The sequence below is a fragment of the Rhodococcus sovatensis genome (genome assembly GCF_037327425.1).
Classification (GTDB): Bacteria; Actinomycetota; Actinomycetes; order Mycobacteriales; family Mycobacteriaceae; genus Rhodococcoides; species Rhodococcoides sovatense.
This window is the reverse complement of the sequence record NZ_CP147846.1, coordinates 2,600,243-2,617,039: the sequence shown is the minus strand read 5'-3', so window position 1 is coordinate 2,617,039 and position 16,797 is coordinate 2,600,243. Positions and strand designations below refer to the sequence as shown.

General features: G+C 64.6%; 15 protein-coding genes. 12 read left to right on the top strand and 3 right to left on the bottom strand.

Features of this window, described 5'->3' with window-relative positions:
* Positions 1-123 precede the first annotated feature (123 nt).
* The 8 genes from WDS16_RS12225 (at position 124) to ligA (ending at position 9,629) form a co-directional block, all read left to right on the top strand.
* Positions 124-924: an electron transfer flavoprotein subunit beta/FixA family protein gene (locus WDS16_RS12225; protein WP_338892899.1), complete on the top strand. Its 801-nt coding sequence runs from the start codon at positions 124-126 to the stop codon at positions 922-924.
* A 76-nt stretch (positions 925-1,000) separates the two neighbouring features.
* On the top strand, positions 1,001-1,957 hold the full coding sequence (locus WDS16_RS12220) for an electron transfer flavoprotein subunit alpha/FixB family protein (protein WP_338892898.1): 957 nt from the start codon (positions 1,001-1,003) through the stop codon (positions 1,955-1,957).
* A 130-nt stretch (positions 1,958-2,087) separates the two neighbouring features.
* Complete coding sequence (locus WDS16_RS12215) at positions 2,088-3,086, top strand: GNAT family N-acetyltransferase (RefSeq protein ID WP_338892897.1); 999 nt, start codon at positions 2,088-2,090, stop codon at positions 3,084-3,086.
* Positions 3,083-3,997 (top strand): lysophospholipid acyltransferase family protein, encoded by a 915-nt coding sequence (locus tag WDS16_RS12210; RefSeq protein WP_338892896.1) that lies wholly within the window; start codon positions 3,083-3,085, stop codon positions 3,995-3,997. The genes WDS16_RS12215 and WDS16_RS12210 overlap by 4 nt, the downstream gene beginning before the upstream one ends.
* 57 nt (positions 3,998-4,054) lie before the next feature.
* Positions 4,055-5,293 (top strand): cysteine desulfurase family protein, encoded by a 1,239-nt coding sequence (locus WDS16_RS12205; RefSeq protein WP_338892895.1) that lies wholly within the window; start codon positions 4,055-4,057, stop codon positions 5,291-5,293.
* Positions 5,293-6,384 carry a tRNA 2-thiouridine(34) synthase MnmA gene (gene mnmA, locus WDS16_RS12200; RefSeq protein WP_338892894.1) on the top strand — a complete coding sequence of 364 codons (1,092 nt, stop codon included), beginning with the start codon at positions 5,293-5,295 and terminating at the stop codon, positions 6,382-6,384. Before WDS16_RS12205 ends, mnmA begins: the two co-directional genes overlap by 1 nt.
* The gene (locus WDS16_RS12195) at positions 6,381-7,400 is read left to right on the top strand and encodes a methionine synthase (RefSeq protein WP_338892893.1); all 1,020 of its coding nucleotides are present in this window, start codon (positions 6,381-6,383) and stop codon (positions 7,398-7,400) included. The genes mnmA and WDS16_RS12195 overlap by 4 nt, the downstream gene beginning before the upstream one ends.
* Before the next feature lie 63 nt (positions 7,401-7,463).
* Positions 7,464-9,629: an NAD-dependent DNA ligase LigA gene (gene ligA / locus WDS16_RS12190; RefSeq protein WP_338893395.1), complete on the top strand. Its 2,166-nt coding sequence runs from the start codon at positions 7,464-7,466 to the stop codon at positions 9,627-9,629.
* 1 nt (position 9,630) lies between these two features.
* On the opposite strand, the gene WDS16_RS12185 is transcribed toward ligA, so the two are convergent.
* The gene (locus WDS16_RS12185) at positions 9,631-10,281 is read right to left on the bottom strand and encodes an amino acid-binding protein (RefSeq protein WP_338892892.1); all 651 of its coding nucleotides are present in this window, start codon (positions 10,279-10,281) and stop codon (positions 9,631-9,633) included.
* 257 nt (positions 10,282-10,538) lie between these two features.
* Between WDS16_RS12185 and gatC the strand changes: the two genes are divergently transcribed.
* Genes gatC through WDS16_RS12170 form a run of 3 tightly spaced genes read left to right on the top strand, consistent with a single transcriptional unit; the run spans position 10,539 to position 13,363 of the window.
* Positions 10,539-10,838 (top strand): Asp-tRNA(Asn)/Glu-tRNA(Gln) amidotransferase subunit GatC, encoded by a 300-nt coding sequence (gene gatC, locus WDS16_RS12180; protein ID WP_338892891.1) that lies wholly within the window; start codon positions 10,539-10,541, stop codon positions 10,836-10,838.
* Complete coding sequence (gatA, locus tag WDS16_RS12175) at positions 10,835-12,307, top strand: Asp-tRNA(Asn)/Glu-tRNA(Gln) amidotransferase subunit GatA (RefSeq protein ID WP_338892890.1); 1,473 nt, start codon at positions 10,835-10,837, stop codon at positions 12,305-12,307. Before gatC ends, gatA begins: the two co-directional genes overlap by 4 nt.
* 6 nt (positions 12,308-12,313) lie before the next feature.
* Entirely contained in the window at positions 12,314-13,363 is a 1,050-nt protein-coding gene (locus WDS16_RS12170; RefSeq protein ID WP_338892889.1) for an alpha/beta hydrolase, read from the top strand.
* Here the strand turns inward: WDS16_RS12170 and WDS16_RS12165 are convergent.
* Positions 13,360-14,745, bottom strand: coding sequence for an alpha/beta-hydrolase family protein (locus WDS16_RS12165; protein ID WP_338892888.1), 1,386 nt, complete (start codon positions 14,743-14,745; stop codon positions 13,360-13,362). The two genes, WDS16_RS12170 and WDS16_RS12165, sit on opposite strands and share 4 nt — an antisense overlap.
* A complete protein-coding gene (locus WDS16_RS12160) occupies positions 14,742-15,389 on the bottom strand; it encodes a hypothetical protein (RefSeq protein WP_338892887.1) in 648 nt (215 codons plus the stop codon). Before WDS16_RS12160 ends, WDS16_RS12165 begins: the two co-directional genes overlap by 4 nt.
* A gap of 268 nt (positions 15,390-15,657) precedes the next feature.
* On the opposite strand from WDS16_RS12160, the gene WDS16_RS12155 reads away from it, so the two are divergent.
* Positions 15,658-16,791 (top strand): sensor histidine kinase, encoded by a 1,134-nt coding sequence (locus WDS16_RS12155; protein ID WP_338893393.1) that lies wholly within the window; start codon positions 15,658-15,660, stop codon positions 16,789-16,791.
* Positions 16,792-16,797: the final 6 nt, after the last annotated feature.

Here is a 16,797-nt window from a genome sequence, read left to right as displayed (position 1 = left end):
ACCCACCAGTAACTAAACTTGGGGTAATCTACGGCAGGGCCTAGAACAGCAAGAACCCATTAAGTGCTAGACGATTCACCCCGACGAATCAGCGGAACATGACCAGGAGGTCGACGCAGACCCATGACGAACATCGTTGTTTTGATCAAGCAGGTTCCCGACACGTGGTCCGAGCGCAAGCTCACCGACGGCGACTTCACGCTCGACCGTGAGGCGGCAGACGCAGTGCTCGACGAGATCAACGAGCGCGCTGTCGAGGAAGCTCTGCTCATCAAGGAGTCTCAGGGCGGCGAGGTGAAGGTTCTGTCAGCAGGCCCCGACCGCGCAACCGACGCGATCCGCAAGGCGCTCTCGATGGGCGCCGACAGCGCGGTCCACCTGAACGACCCTTCGCTCCACGGTTCGGACGCCATCCAGACTGCATACGCACTCGCCGCTGCTCTCGGCAATGTCGCATTCGAGAACGACGAGCCTGCCGACCTGATCATCGCAGGCAACGAGGCCACCGACGGCCGCACCGGCGCCGTGCCCGCGATCATCGCCGAGTACTTGCAGATCCCCGCCCTCACCCAGCTGCGCAAGCTGACTGTGGATGCGGGCAAGGTCTCGGGCGAACGCGAGACGGACGAAGGCATCTTCGGTCTCGAAGCAGCGCTGCCCGCGATCGTCAGCGTCACCGAGAAGATCAACGAGCCGCGCTTCCCGTCCTTCAAGGGCATCATGGCCGCGAAGAAGAAGACGGTACAGACGATCACGCTCGCCGATATCGGCGTCGAGGACGGCATCGTCGGAGTCGAGAACGCAGGAACGACCGTCACGTCCTCCACCCCCAAGCCTCCCAAGACCGCAGGCGAGCGGGTTACCGACGAGGGCGACGGCGGCGACAAGATCGCTACCTACCTCGTAGGCCAGAAGATCATCTGATCTCGCCCCACCTGCGGGAGCGCACACCGCAGGAGTGACCCGAAACGCCGCGTAGACCACGCAAGGAGAGCAAGTCATGGCAGAAGTACTCGTGCTCGTGGAGCACGTCGAAGGAACACTGAAGAAGGTCAGTACCGAACTGATCACCGCGGCTCGGGCTCTCGGTGAGCCGTCGGCAGTCGTCACCGGTCCGGCAGGAACGACCGACAAGCTGGCCGACGCACTGACCGAAGCAGGCGCTGAGAAGATCTACGCCGCCGAGTCCGACGACATCGACGGATTCGTCATCACCCCGAAGGTCGACGTGCTGTCTGCCCTCGCCGAGTCAGTGAGTCCGGCGGCGATCTTCACAGCCGCCAGCATCGAAGGCAAAGAGGTCGCTGGTCGTCTCGCAGCACGCCTGGGATCCGGTCTGCACAACGACGTCATCGCAGTCAGCGGCGACGGAAGTGCTACCTACTCCATTTTCGGTGGAGCATTCACCGTCGAGGCCAAGGCCAACGGCGACGTCCCCGTCATCTCCCTCCGTCCGGGTGCAGTCGAGGCCGAGCCGAAAGCCGGAGCCGGAACCCGCGAGACCGTCGAGGTCCCGGCCCAGGAAGAGGGCGTCACCAAGGTCACCTCGCGCGACCCGATCGTCGGTGGCGACCGTCCGGAACTCACCGAGGCCACCGTCGTTGTGTCGGGTGGACGAGGCGTCGGTAGCGCTGACAAGTTCAGCGTCGTCGAAGCTCTCGCCGACTCGCTCGGTGCAGCCGTCGGCGCTTCGCGCGCAGCGGTCGACTCCGGTTACTACCCGGGCCAGTTCCAGGTCGGGCAGACAGGCAAGACCGTCTCGCCGCAGCTCTACATCGCACTCGGCATTTCCGGTGCCATCCAGCACCGCGCCGGCATGCAGACCTCCAAGACGATCGTCGCTGTCAACAAGGACGAGGAAGCTCCCATCTTCGAGATCGCCGACTACGGCATCGTGGGCGATCTGTTCAACGTCGCGCCGCAGTTGACCGAAGCGGTCAAGAAGCACAAGGGCTGATCTTTCGCACTTCCCGTAGCCCCCGCATCCACTGGATGCGGGGGCTACGTGCTTTTCGTTCACACAACAGCTTCGGACGCGTTACCCTCCCGACGCGCTGGCGCCGCTCCGAACCGTTAGACACAGCACCATGACCACTTCAGTCATGACCGCTGATACCGCAAGCACCGCAGGCTCCGCTCCCGCCCTCCCGGGTCACTCCGCAGGCTCCGCTCCCGCCCTCCCGGGTCACTCCGCAGGCTCCGCTCCCGCCCTCCAGGGTCACTCCGCAGGCTCCGCTCCCGCCCTCCCGGGTCACTCCGCAGGCTCCGCTCCCGCCCTCCCGGGTCACTCCGCAGGCTCCGCTCCCGCCACCGACAGGTACTCACTCGTCCTGTCCACCGACATCGCCCACCGCGAGGCCGCGCAGCGACTTCGATTCGACGTGTTCTCCTCCGAGCCCGGATTCGCACTGCCCAGCGCCGCCGACGGTCGCGACTCCGATCGCTTCGACTACTTCTGCGACCACCTCCTCGTCCGCGACAACGAAACCGACGACTTCGTCGGGTGCTATCGGATGCTTCCGCCCGACGCCGCCATCGCCGCCGGGGGCTACTACACAGCAACGGAATTCGACCTCTCCGCCCTCGACCCCGCGTCCTCTCGCGTCGTCGAGATGGGACGAGCGGTCGTGCATCCCGACCATCGATCGGGATCTGTCCTCGGTCTTATGTGGGCAGGGATCCTGCACTACCTCGAAGTCACCGGCCTTGAATGGGTCATGGGCTGCGTCTCGGTCCCGATGCAGGCAACCCCTGCAGAATTGCCGGGCGCGAACGTCCGTGGCGTCCGAGACTTCCTCCTCGCGAAGCACGGATCGGCCGAGGACAAGCGCGCAGTTCCGCACAATCCGGTCGTAGTCGACGGGCGATCGCTCGACGACCTTGCGCCGCCGGCCCGTCCGACGATGCCGCCGCTGCTGCGAGGCTACCTACGCCTCAACGCGGTCATCTGCGGAGAACCGGCACACGACCCGGACTTCGGCGTCGCCGACTTCGTTGCACTGCTCGGTCTGCACGAAGCCAACACCCGATACCTCGACCGGCTCCGAAGTGCTGCCCTGACGTACGAGACGAAAGTTGGCGCATGAACGGGTCCACGTCGGCAAAGATCGTCGAACCCGACATCGATCACGCATGGATGCCATCGAGCCCATGTGGGACAGGATGTATTGCACGTGAATCGGAGGCTGTAGCCGGCATGTTCGTCGTACTCCGTGCGCTGGTCGCGATGCTTGCATTCGCTTTGCTCCCGATCTTGATCGTGGTGGGGGTGGTGTCCTCGCGATGCCGCAGGCAGGTCACCAGATTCGGCGCACGTCTCTTGCTGTTCGCAGTGGGAATCGGTCTGGTCGTGAACGATCTTCGGTCGGCGCGAGAACGCTCACGAACCGAGGAGAGCGCGCTGCTGGTAGCCGGTCACGTTTCGTGGACGGACGTACTCGTGCTCACGGCGCTTCGGCCTGCGACATTCGTCGCACGAGGTGATCTGGTCGACTGGCCGGTACTCGGTGTGCTCGCTCGGGCGATGAAAGTCCTGCCGATCCATCGCAGGAACCTTCGGTCTCTTCCCGGCACCGTCGATCAGGTGGCTGATCGACTCCGCGCCGGCGGCACCGTAGTGGTGTTCCCCGAGGCGACCACGTGGTGTGGCAAGGCGTACGGATCGTTCCGGCCGGCCATGTTCCAGGCAGCTGTCGATACCGAGACATGGGTGCAGCCGGTTCGGCTGCGGTACGTCGACGCGGACAACGCACAGACCACGGCGACCTGCTTCGTCGGCGACGAGACGATCGGGCAGTCCATCGGCCGAATCTTCCGGTTGAAGGGTGTCGTCGCCCATGTCGAGCTGGTTGCGCCGGAAGCCCCGGGGAGTGATCGTCGCGATCTGGCCCGTCGATGCGAGAGTGCGGCACGATCCGGCGAGCAGCACAACCCAGACGTGCACGCTGGCATCGAGCTGGGGGTCCTCGGAGAGTCTCGGCTACCGCCAGTTCGCTGACCGCGCGTCTTTCGGTGCGCGGTGCGCCCTCCGTGACCGGCTATCCTGGGAGGCGTTATGCCCTCTGCCCGCAGTTCGGCTGCTTCCCACCCCCCGGGTGCACCGGTGTACCTCGACCACGCTGCGACGACGCCGATCTCGCCCGCCGCTATCGAGGCGATGACCGCCGTCTTCGCCTCGGTCGGGAATGCGTCCTCCCTGCACAGTTCGGGGCGCGCGGCGCGACGACGCGTCGAAGAATCGCGTGAGTCGATCGCGGACGACCTCGGTGCACGCCCGTCCGAGGTGATCTTCACCTCAGGTGGCACAGAAAGTGACAATCTCGCGGTCAAGGGGATATTCGCGGCCCGGCGCGATTCGGATCCGATCCGCAGAAGGATCATCGCAAGTTCGGTCGAGCACCATGCCGTGCTCGACGCGGTCGAGTGGCTCGTCGAGCACGAGGGCGCGGAGGTCACCTGGCTGCCCGTGGACTCGACCGGGCGTGTCCATCCCGACACACTCCGATCCGAACTCGCTGCCCACGGGCACGAGACCGCCCTGATCACCATCATGTGGGCCAACAACGAGGTCGGCACGGTCATGCCGATCGTCGAACTGGCCGCTGTTGCCCGTGCCTACGACATTCCGATACACAGCGACGCGATCCAGGCTGTACCCCACCTGAAAGTGGACTTCGCTGCTAGCGGGCTGTCCGCCATGAGTATCGCGGCGCACAAGTTCGGCGGACCGCAAGGAGTCGGCGCGCTCCTCCTCGGGCGAACGGTGCCGTGCGTGCCGTTGCTGCACGGCGGCGGACACGAGCGCGATATCCGTTCCGGAACCCACGACACGGCGTCAGTCGTGGCCATGGCTGCGGCATTGAAAGAGACCGTCGGTGAGCTGGAATCCCGCCGCAGCGAGTTGGTTCGTCTGCGCGAAAAGATGATCGACGGTATCCGAACGCTCGACCCGGAGGTCGTCGTCAACGGCGCCTCGGGCGATGGCAGACTGCCCGGCATCGCGCACTTCACCTTTCCTGGCTGCGAGGGCGATTCCCTGTTGATGCTGCTCGATGCGGCAGGGATAGAATGCTCGACAGGTTCGGCGTGTACCGCCGGCGTCGCCAGCGCAAGCCATGTCTTGATCGCAATGGGTGCAGATCCCTCGACCGCCCGCGGTTCGCTGCGTTTCTCGATGGGACCGCAGTCCACGGATGCAGATGTGGACGCACTGCTGGCCGCGTTGCCGCAAGTAATCGAACGTGCCCGCGCCGCGGGATTGGCGAGCGTAGGAGCTCGGGGAGGACAACGCTGATGCGTGTACTGGCTGCGATGAGCGGCGGAGTGGATTCGGCCGTTGCGGCGGCTCGGGCTGTCGACGAAGGGCACGACGTCGTCGGTGTTCACCTCGCGTTGTCCGCTGAGCCGGGAACCCTGAGAACCGGATCCCGCGGATGCTGCTCCAAGGAAGATGCGGGTGACGCGCGCCGCGCCGCCGACGTGCTCGGCATCCCGTTTTACGTGTGGGACTTCGCCGACCGATTCAAGGAAGACGTCATCGACGATTTCGTCGAGTCCTACGCAGCCGGGGAGACTCCGAATCCGTGTCTCCGCTGCAACGAGAAGATCAAGTTCTCTGCTCTCGCTGATCGAGCGTTGGCGCTCGGGTTCGACGCTGTGGCAACCGGTCACTACGCGCAGCTGCACGATGGTGTTCTGCGTCGGGCGGTGGATGCAGACAAGGATCAGTCGTACGTACTCGCGGTCCTGACACAGAGTCAGCTTTCACGCGCACTGTTCCCCATCGGCGACACCCCGAAGTCGGAGATCCGCGAGGAAGCGGCCGAGCGTGGACTTGCCGTCGCCGACAAGCCGGACAGTCACGACATCTGCTTCATTCCCTCCGGCGACACCCGAGCTTTTCTCGGTGCCAAGATCGGCATCCGCCCGGGCAAGGTCGTCGACGCCGACACCGGCGCCGAACTCGCAGACCACGAGGGTGTGCACGGCTTCACCATCGGGCAGCGCAAGGGTCTCGGTGTCGGTGGCCCGGCCGTGGACGGCAAGCCGCGCTACGTGACAGCCATCGAAGCCGAGAGCGGCACGGTCATCGTCGGATCGGCGACGCGGCTCGATGTCTGGGGCATCAGCGGGGATCGGGCGGTGTGGACCGAAGGATCCGTGCCGGTCGGGCCGATCGAATGCGTCGTCCAGGTACGTGCGCACGGCGGGATGACGGAAGCCGTCGCCGAGGCAACTGCGGACGGCGGCATGGAGATCACGCTCCGTAGCCCGCTCACCGGCGTCGCCAAGGGTCAGGCTGCAGTTCTGTACCGCCGAGATATGCATGGCGACATCGTCATCGGTAGCTCCACGATCGCCGGCACACGTTCCGAGAACGAGTGAGCGGTAACGTCTTCAGCTCGCTCACAACGGGTCTCGGCTCGTGGCCGGGTACCGATGTCCGGGAGGCTGCGTCGATCGTCCTGGGTGAGTTGCCTGCACTCCCTCATGTGGTCGAACTGCCCGCACGCGGACTCGGCGCCGATACGATCGGCCGCACCGGCGCCCTGATGGTGGATGTCGAACTCGATGTCCGCACATCGGGGTACCGTGTGGCACAACGTAAGTCGCTCGCCGGGCGGCGAGCCGAGGATCTGTTGCACTTCGACCTCGATGTGCTCGAGGAGCTGTGGGAGACCGGCGGGTTCGCGGCGACCCATCGGGTACTCAAGGTGCAAGCCGCCGGGCCGTTCACGATGGCAGCTCAGGTGGAACTTCGCAGTGCACACCGTGTCCTCACCGATCGCGGTGCTGTTCGAGATTTCGCCGGTTCACTCACCGAAGGGCTACGGCAGCACTGTGCCGAGCTGCGTTCGAGGCTGGGTGTCGATATCGTCGTGCAACTCGACGAGCCGAGTTTGCCTGCGGTGCTGGCGGGTTCGCTGTCCGGAGTGACCAGGCTCGATCCGGTACGGGCAATTCCCGAGCCCGAAGCTCTCGAACTGTTGGATTCGGTCCTCGTTGGAGTGGGAGTTCCTACTGTCGTCCACTGCTGCGGCGCAGACGTACCGCTGGAGCTGATCCGCCGGAGCAACGCGGACGCCGCCGCGATCGACGTCGCGCTTCTCACCGCCGGCGATCTCGACGCCGTCGGGGAATTCCTGCAGGCGGGCAAGACCCTGCTGCTCGGCCTCGTGCCCTCGGTCGCTCCCGAGCGGATCCCGACATGGCGTGAGGTCGCAGCGCCTGCGGTAACTCTCATCGATCGTCTCGGATTTCCGAGGTCCGTGCTGGCGACGCAGGTATCGGTCACGCCTGCGTGCGGATTGGCAGGTGCTACGCCGGAGTGGTCCAGGCATGCCCTCGAGCTTGCGGGCAACGTCGCAGACGCTTTTCAGGACGCGCCTGATTCGTTGTAGAGCCGAGGAGAAGTGTCGGTGGTTTCCGTTAATCTTCGAGGTGTGGAAGAACCGACTGTGCCTGTGACGAGCCAGCCCGCTAAGACCGACGATTCCGGTTCCGCTGCGCACGGAACTCCCGCATCGAGCGAGGATCGGGATCGTTGGCAGAAGCTGGCCGAGGATGTCCGTGGGCATCAGTTTCGCTACTACGTCCGCGATTCGCCGATCGTCTCCGACGGGGAGTTCGACGGGTTGCTGCGTGAACTCAACGATCTGGAAGACAGTCACCCCGAACTCCGCACGGCCGACTCACCGACGCAGCTGGTCGGGGGAGGGTTCGCCACCGAATTCACGGCGGTCGATCACCTCGAGCGGATGCTCAGTCTCGACAACGTCTTCGACCACGACGAGCTGCGGGCATGGGCCAAACGAGTGGAAGCCGAAACCGGCCCCGATCTGCACTACCTATGCGAGGTCAAGATCGACGGCGTCGCGCTCAATTTGGTGTACGAGAACGGGAAGCTCGTTCGCGGTGCCACCCGAGGCGACGGCCGGACCGGTGAGGACGTCACACTCAATGCTCGTACCATCTCCGATATTCCGGACACGCTCGCCGACAGCGACGACTACCCGACCCCCGCTCTGCTCGAAGTGCGAGGCGAGGTGTTCTTCCGGCTGGAGGATTTTCAAGCCCTCAATGCTTCACTTGTAGAAGAAGGCAAAGCTCCTTTCGCCAACCCCCGCAACTCTGCCGCGGGCTCGTTGCGGCAGAAGAATCCAGCAGTGACGTCGAAGCGCCGTTTGGGGATGATCTGCCACGGGTTCGGGCGTATGGAGGGATTCGCACCGGATTCTCAGCTGCACGCCTACGAGGCGCTGAAGGCGTGGGGTCTTCCGGTGTCCTCGCACACCGTCAGGGTCCAGGGAATAGAGGCTGTGGTCGAGAACGTCGCGTACTGGGACGACCACCGCCACGACGTGGAACACGAAATCGACGGTCTCGTGGTCAAGATCGACGAGATGTCGTTGCACCGCAGGCTCGGAACCACCTCGCGGGCCCCGCGGTGGGCGATCGCATACAAATACCCGCCCGAGGAGGTGACTACAAAGCTCCTCGATATTCGGGTCAGCGTCGGCAGGACGGGCCGTGTCACACCGTTTGCGTACATGGAACCCGTTTTGGTCGCCGGATCCACAGTGTCGCTGGCTACTCTGCACAACGGTTCCGAGGTCAAACGCAAGGGTGTCCTGATCGGCGACACCGTCACCATTCGTAAAGCGGGTGAAGTTATCCCAGAAGTCCTGGGGCCCGTCGTCGACGTCCGTACCGGCGACGAAACCGAGTTCGTCATGCCCGTCAATTGCCCCGAATGTGGAACAAGACTCGCACCGGCGAAGGAAGGTGATGCCGATCTTCGGTGTCCCAACTCGCAATTCTGCCCCGGCCAGCGACGCGAACGATTGTTCTTCGTGGCCGAGCGAGGTCGATTCGATATCGAGGGCCTCGGCTACGAGGCTGCCACGGACCTCCTCGAGGCCGAGGTCGTTCTGGACGAGGGTGACATCTTCTCGCTCACCGAAGAAGACCTGCTGAAGACCTCGATCTTCCGCACCAAGGCAGGATCCTTGTCCGCGAACGGTCGGAGATTGCTGGACAACCTGCACAAGGCGAAAGACCGGCCTCTATGGCGGGTTCTGGTGAGCTTGTCCATCAGGCACGTCGGTCCGTCGGCGGGCAGGGCCTTGGCCAGCGAGTTCGGCAGTCTCGAGCGCATCGAGAACGCATCCGAGGAGGAGCTCGCTGCGGTCGACGGCGTCGGCGGCACAATCGCGAAAGCGGTCGCCGAGTGGTTCGGCGTTCCCTGGCATCGGACCATCGTCGAGAAGTGGCGCGCAGCAGGGGTGCGTATGGAGGACGAGCGCGACGAGTCCATCGTTCGCAACCTCGAAGGAATGTCGATCGTCGTCACAGGATCGCTCGAAAACTATTCACGCGATCAAGCAAAGGAAGCGATCCTCGTGCGCGGCGGTAAGGCCGCGGGGTCGGTGTCGAAGAAGACCGCGTTCGTCGTCGTCGGAGACTCGCCGGGCAGCAAGCACGACAAGGCAGTCGAACTGGGTGTGCCGGTCCTGGACGAAGACGGGTTCACCCTGTTGCTCACCGAAGGGCCTGGTGCTGTTCGACCCGCTGCTGTTCAGTCCTCCGCCGCCGAAGGATCGGCGCCGGACGGGGACGAGATCTCGTAGATCAGCCGAGGACGGTGGCGACGATTCCGGCGAGGTAACCGAGTCGTGCCACCTCGGATGGCCGGAAATCCGGCCCGCCAGGGCGTCCGAGCATCAGCACAGTGCCGGTGGACCCAAGCGGAGCGGCCGCGATCTTCGTATCCATGTCGCGCCATACCTGCGGAACCCAGTCGGCTTCGCCGTCGAGTGCCGACGGGTGTGCGAGGGGCATCCACGGCATGTTCGTCGCGTGTGTCTCAGGTGCGCCAGAGCTGCCGACAACTCGGTACGCACCGCGACGGCCGGTCGCAACCACCACCGACCACCCAACCCTGAGTACCCGCGGGGCACCGTCGACGAGAACCTGCAGGCGGTCGTCCGACGCAGCCGCAACACGGTCGATCAGTTCGAGTTCGCGATGAGTGTCGAGGACGCCGGTGTAGGGCCGAATGGAGTCGACTCGAACGTCGTGCAGATTCTCCGCGGCAGTGATGAGGGTATCGGGCAGCGCGCCCGGCGCGACGTCGACGACCAGGTCGTCCACCGCGTAGCCGTCGCCGCGCTCGATAACGTCCAGCGACAAGATGTCGGCGCCGACCGAACCGAGAGCAACGGCAAGTGACCCGAGGGAGCCAGGACGATCGGGGAGCTGTACTCGGAGCAGATACGACATGGTGCTCCCTTTCGATGACATGGTTCCGTTCGGCGCTCGTGTGCGCGAGCGCCGCGAGCCATCCTTGCATTGTGAGGGCAGGTATTCGCAGCCGCAGCGCCGCACGTGACCTTTATGACATCTCGTCTCGGAGCTCGAGGGCCGCAGGATGGCTTTGGGGACTGCTGGATGGTGCCTCGCTCGGCGCGGCCATTAGGCTTGCACGGGTCGCGTACCTGTGCGGCTGCATCGATACATGTGTGAAAGGGGTCTACGCGGTGCCTGATATCTCCCGCGACGAGGTGGCTCACCTCGCCCGGCTGTCTCGGCTGGCTCTCAGTGAAGCCGAGCTGGACGAGTTTGCCGGCCAGCTGGATTCGATCCTTCACCACGTGAAGGCGGTCGCGGAAGTCGCTGCTGACGATGTGCCTCCGACGGCGAATCCCAGCGCCATCACCAACGTGACGCGCCCGGACGTAATCGTGCCGGGTCTGACTCCGCAGCAGGCGCTCTCCGGTGCCCCGAACGCCGAGGACGACCGTTTCGCAGTGCCGCAAATTCTGGGAGAGAGCGAATGACCGATCTGACCGCGCTCGACGCATCCGATCTCGCGACACGCATCCATTCCGGCGACGTGTCCGCAGTCGAGGTCACCCAGGCCCACTTGGATCGTATCGACAGTGTCGATACGGATATCCACGCTTTTCTGCACGTGAGTGGCTCGAACGCGTTGGCGGCGGCGCGCGAGGTCGACGCCCGGCGGGCAGCGGGTGACGCGCCCGATTCACCGCTTGCCGGGGTACCGCTCGCGTTGAAGGATGTGTTCACCACCACGGACATGCCGACCACCTGTGGGTCGAAGATGCTTGAGGGGTGGATATCCCCGTACGACGCAGCGGTGACGAACCGGCTGCGGGCAGCCGGAATTCCGTTGCTCGGCAAGACCAACATGGACGAGTTCGCGATGGGTTCGTCGACGGAGAACTCCGCCTACGGACCGACGAAGAACCCGTGGGACACCACCCGGATCCCCGGCGGTTCCGGCGGTGGAAGCGCAGCTGCGCTCGCATCGCACCAGGCTCCGCTGGCCATCGGAACAGACACCGGTGGATCGATCCGCCAGCCCGCCGCGCTGACGGGCACCGTCGGGACGAAGCCGACGTACGGCACGGTGTCGCGCTACGGACTCATCGCGTGTGCGTCCTCGCTGGACCAGGGTGGGCCGTGTGGTCGTACCGTCCTCGACACCGCGTTGCTGCACGAGGTCATCGCAGGCCACGACCCGCGAGACTCCACGTCGGTGGACACCTCGGTTGCGTCGGTGGTCGAGGCAGCGCGCGCAGGCGCGGGCGGAGACTTGAAAGGCGTGCGCGTCGGTGTCGTCAAGGAACTGCACTCCGACAGCTATCAGGCGGGGGTGATCTCGTCGTTCGACGCCGCGGTGTCGACACTCACCTCTCTCGGGGCCGAGGTCGTCGAGGTCTCGTGCCCCAATTTCGTGCACGCACTCGCGGCGTACTACCTCATTCTGCCGTCCGAGGTGTCGTCCAACCTTGCCCGATTCGACGGAATGCGATACGGCGCTCGTGCCGGCGACGACGGCAAGCACAGCGCCGAGCAGGTCATGGCCATCACGCGCGCAGAAGGGTTCGGTGCAGAAGTCAAGCGCCGCATCATGATCGGCACGTACGCGTTGTCCGCCGGATACTACGACGAGTACTACGGCCAGGCACTCAAGGTTCGTACCCTCATCGCGCGTGACTTCGACAAGGCGTACGAGCAGGTGGATGTTCTGGTCTCACCGACGACACCGACAACCGCATTTCCGTTGGGAGACAAGGTCGATGATCCGATCGCCATGTACCTCAACGACCTGTGCACGCTTCCGACCAACCTGGCGGGGCATTGCGCTATCTCGGTACCGTCGGGAATCGCTGTGGAGGACGGGCTTCCGGTCGGGCTTCAGATCATGGCACCTGCGTTCGCCGACGATCGTCTGTACCGCGTCGGCGCAGCCTTCGAGGCAGCTCGCGGCCCACTGAAGTAGACCTTCGTGGTCGACTGGATTCACGGCGCGCTGGTGGACCTGGCGCACGTGCGGATCGACGAATCGGCGCCGCTGGTGCTCACGATCGCAGCTGTTGCCGCGATCGTGAGCTGGATCGTGTGCCATCGGCGTCGAGCTATCGGTGTTGCGGCCGTCGCGGTGACGATTGCCGCGTGTGCGGCTCAGCTGAACGCGAACGTTCTTGGATACCCGACGGCAGCAGCGGCGCTCGGGCATCCACCCGCCACTCTGCCGGCCGCCGGGGCGGTGATCGAAGCCGACATACCGGGTGCCGTGTCCGGTTTTCGTGCGCGCCCGGCGTCGATCTACCTTCCGCCGGCCTACTCGGTCGACCCGCGCGCGCGACTGCCGGTTCTCGTGCTGCTGACCGGTCAGCCGGGGCACGTCGTCGACTGGTTCGAGGGTGGGCATCTGGCCCGGACCATGGATACCTACGCAGCAGCCCACGACGGGCTCGCCCCGGTGGTGGTCGTCGCGGACGGCCTCGGCGATACCGAGGCAAATCCGATGTGTATGGATTCCAACCTCGGGAACGCATTCACGTACTTGTCCGTCGATGTACCAGCGTGGACCAAGGCGCACCTACAGGTATCCGAGGATCCGCACTCGTGGGCGATCGGCGGCTACTCGTACGGCGGTACCTGCGCCCTGCAAGCCGCAGTTCTGGCACCGACGGTGTATCCGACGTTTCTCGATATCTCAGGTGAGGACGAGCCGCGCCGTGGAACGCGTGCAGAGTCCGTCACCGCTGCATTCGGAGACGACTCGGAGGAGTCGAAGAAGCGATTCGACGCAGTCGCTCCACTCGAGGTGATGGCGAAGCGTACGTTTCCGGCGACAGCAGGGGCATTCGTGGCGGGGAGCGAGGACCGTGAATTCCAGCCGCAGGTTCTGCGTGCATACGACAGAGCCGTCTCCTCGGGGATGGACGCACACTACCGAGAACTCCCCGGCGGTCACTCGATGGACGTGTGGGCTCCCGCGTTGGAGGACGAAGTGGGCTGGCTGAGTTCACGAATGGGACTGCTGAACTAGCAGTTCGGCAACAGTGTGCCCTGGTCTGTGCCGTATCTGTGCCCGTGTCCCTCCGGCGCATCCAATGCGGACACCATGTCGACAGTCGTCTGCAGGTAGCTGATAACCGGAATCCATTGCGGCATTGGAGCATCGACGCGAACGCGGTCGAGATTCGGTGGTGAGGTGAGCAGCTCGGTCGACCATCGGACGACAGGATCGGACGAGTTGGCCAGCACGACCGCTGTATCCGAATCGACCTGCCCGGCCGGTGGGCCCGCCCATAGTGTGCCGCAGATCCCGGCCCGTTCACCAGCCAGTGCAGCGCTGCCGCCGATCGAGCCGAGACTTTGGCCGTAGACGTACAGATCGGGTCGGGCGGCAGCCGGGAGTTCGGCGATACGAGTCCGCACCGCATCGAGCACTGCGCTCGTGGCATCGGCGGCCTCGGACTTGGCGAACAGGAATGTCACCCAACTCGGTTGGTGCGAGTACTGGAGTGCCACTGTCGCGACGTCGCCGTCGAATCGATCCTCGATGCCCGTCACCGCGTTCTCGTCCACCCAACCCGATCCTGTCGGAACAGCCACCACAACATGCGATTTAGCGAATCCTCCGGAACGCTGGAGTTCGTCGACGGCAATCCTGGCGCGTGCCGGCAATGTCGGGTCGGCGTCGAGCGAAACATAGGTTCGGACCGCTGAGTCGTCGTCACCTCCAGCTACGAATTTCCGGCCCTCTCGTCCCAGGCTGTTCCAATCGATCAGCGAGTCGCGACTGCCCGACCTGCCGGACGATTGTGGAAGCGACAGCGAAGCATCCATCGACGCAGCGGCCGAAGCCGACTGCGTTGCGAACGAAGACCATGCCGTGGGCAGTACGAAGAAATATCCCGACAGTGCCGAAACCACTACCAGGACAGTAGTTGTGGTCCACCGTAGCCTGCGTATACCCCGCACGATTCCGACACCGATCACCACGAGAATTGCACAGATCGAAATCGAGGCGTACAGCACTTCGATCCAATGCATCGGCGACGTCGGCTCGCTCGCCATGGCTGCGCGGAGGCGGTTCTGCCAGCGGGCGTCGAGCATCGCTGCGGCAAGGATTGCGACCGTACCTCCGGCAAGTGCAATCAGGCGCGTGCGCGGGTGTATGGACGGCGTCGACACTCGGTTCGCCACACGGAAGAGGATCGCCGAGAGTGCAAGGCCGAGCGACGCGGCCACGCCGGTGACGATCGCCTGCGTCAAGGATGACCTCGGCAACAATGACGGCGCGAGCGATGCTATGACTGCGGCTGCAACCAGAACCGTTGTGGTGGTGCGCGGTACAGCGATGCGCCGCGGTAGTGGGCTCTGGTATCGGCGTGCGGCGGGAGAGTCGAGAAGCTGAGCGCTCATGCCATTGCCTCGCGCACTCGGAGCGAAGCGAGCACCGACACGGTAGATGCCGCGACCGCCAGAGTTCCCGCTGTGATGCCGATGAGCAGGAAGGGGAGTGCAGGTTCGGGATCGGGGACGTCGTAGTGCTGGCGCCAGGAATTGAATTCGACTGCACCGGAGGCAATGTCGGCCATCATGGTGCACGACGCACGGGCTTGTCCCTCGGGGCGGCCGGCGCAGCTCGCATGCATTGTCTCGCCGAGTCGGGAGTCAAGATCTCGCCGTGCTGCTTCCGTCGCGCCGGAGCCTCCGGCGAAACGGAGCAGGTCGTAGCCCAGATCGTGTGCTCTGCATGCGACATCGAATTCGGACGGAAGTGGGATCGGTGAGGAACAGTCGCCGGTCGGATTCACCAGAACTCCGTGCTCGAGCGCGGGGGTGTAGAAACGCTCCGTGAACGCGGTGGGGATCGCAGTACGCGCCCGATCTCCACGTTCGGTCGCCACTGCGTCGAGGGCCCGATCGGCCTGGGACGCGCGGGCGAGGGGAATGTCGGCTCCTGCTGACGGCGGCGCGCTCACAGAGCCGATCCCGAGCATGGCACCTGTTCCGAGTAGCCCGATGCAGATCTGCGCAGTGCGTGTTCCTGCTCTGTTTCTCATGGTGGCCGACGCTAAGTAGGAACAGCGAAGCAGGTAATCGGTCTGTGGTGCCCATTTCGGGTGCCTCCGCGGTACCGCTGCCGACGGTGTCTACCACTGGGGGAGTGGTGCGATCTCACCCCGAGGTATGACGACTTTTCGCCCCGAAGTTCCTACAGTTCTTCGTGTGGGTATCAGACGGTCGTCCAAGAGCAAGGCACTCCCGGCCGAGCAGCCGGGAGCTGTACGGCGCGCCCTCGGTGCGCTTCCCCCCGGTCGCGCTGTCGATGTGGCGATCGTCGTTGTGACTGCGATTCTGTACTCGATCGCGTTGCCTACGCTCCACCTCACGCACGACGTGCCCGCCCCGATCATGCCGGTAGTGGCTGCCCTTGCGGTATTCCCGTTCGTACTCGTGCGCGCCAATCCCGCTCTCGGATGGGCGATTTCAGCTGGATCGGCCGTCGTCATCCCAGTGGCGTTCGATCGCGTACCAGGCTACGACTACCCCTGGCAGGTCACCCACATCATCGTATTGCTTGCGCTCCTGCTCGCGGTAAGCATGCGCTGCGCGGTGCAGATCGTCGGGCTCGCATGGATATCGACGGTTCTGCTGTTCCTGGGCTTCACTCCGGGTGACGACGGCATCGGCTGGGCCGTCGCGCTGCCCGCGATCGTGATGTTCGGGCTATTGATTCGCTGGCTCGTGCTCTCTCGTCGGGAACTGGCGAAACAGGAGGAGGTCTCCGAGCTCGAGCGCGCCCGTCGCACGATCCTGGAGGAGAAAGCCAAGATCGCTCGCGATCTACATGATGTCGTGGCGCACCACATGTCTCTCGTCGTGGTGCAGGCGCAGAGTGCGCCCTATCGGATCGCGGACGTATCACCGGCCGCTGCTGCAGAATTCGATTCCATCGGCGCTACAGCACGCGAGGCGCTGAACGAAATTCGAGGAATGCTCGGTGTTCTACGGAGCGACGGAGTCACCGCCGACGACGCACCTCAGCCCAGCGCCGCGGATGTCCCTGCGTTGCTGGAGAACAGTGCGCGCGCAGGTGTGCGCCTGAGTTGGACGGCAGCCGGTAGCGCGGATTTGGTGTCCGCAACGACGGGTCTGGCGCTGTATCGAATATTGCAGGAGTCCTTGTCGAACGCCTCGCGCCATGCCCCGGGCGCCGATGTTCACGTTCGGCTGGACTACGGGGTCGACGTCACCTATCTCGAAGTCGTCAACGGCAGTCCGCAAGAGCGCAGCCTGGCGACGCATCAACCTGGAACCGGTGGACACGGCCTGGCCGGTATGCGAGATCGCGCCGTCGGTGTGTCCGGCTGGCTCGACGCCAGGGCGCGTTCGGACGGGGGATTCGAGGTGGTCGCGCGGCTGCCGTCCACTGCTTCGGCGGCGGTTGTCACCGGACCGTAGACCCAA

Excerpts from the sequence above, each read along its gene's own strand:
- WDS16_RS12225 (WP_338892899.1), top strand. The coding sequence starts at position 124 with ATGACGAACATCGTTGTTTTGATCAAGCAGGTTCCCGACACGTGGTCC.
- WDS16_RS12220 (WP_338892898.1), top strand. The coding sequence starts at position 1,001 with ATGGCAGAAGTACTCGTGCTCGTGGAGCACGTCGAAGGAACACTGAAG.
- WDS16_RS12215 (WP_338892897.1), top strand. The coding sequence starts at position 2,088 with ATGACCACTTCAGTCATGACCGCTGATACCGCAAGCACCGCAGGCTCC.
- WDS16_RS12210 (WP_338892896.1), top strand. The coding sequence starts at position 3,083 with ATGAACGGGTCCACGTCGGCAAAGATCGTCGAACCCGACATCGATCAC.
- WDS16_RS12205 (WP_338892895.1), top strand. The coding sequence starts at position 4,055 with ATGCCCTCTGCCCGCAGTTCGGCTGCTTCCCACCCCCCGGGTGCACCG.
- mnmA (WP_338892894.1), top strand. The coding sequence starts at position 5,293 with ATGCGTGTACTGGCTGCGATGAGCGGCGGAGTGGATTCGGCCGTTGCG.
- WDS16_RS12185 (WP_338892892.1), bottom strand. The coding sequence starts at position 10,281 with ATGTCGTATCTGCTCCGAGTACAGCTCCCCGATCGTCCTGGCTCCCTC.
- gatA (WP_338892890.1), top strand. The coding sequence starts at position 10,835 with ATGACCGATCTGACCGCGCTCGACGCATCCGATCTCGCGACACGCATC.
- WDS16_RS12165 (WP_338892888.1), bottom strand. The coding sequence starts at position 14,745 with ATGAGCGCTCAGCTTCTCGACTCTCCCGCCGCACGCCGATACCAGAGC.
- WDS16_RS12160 (WP_338892887.1), bottom strand. The coding sequence starts at position 15,389 with ATGAGAAACAGAGCAGGAACACGCACTGCGCAGATCTGCATCGGGCTA.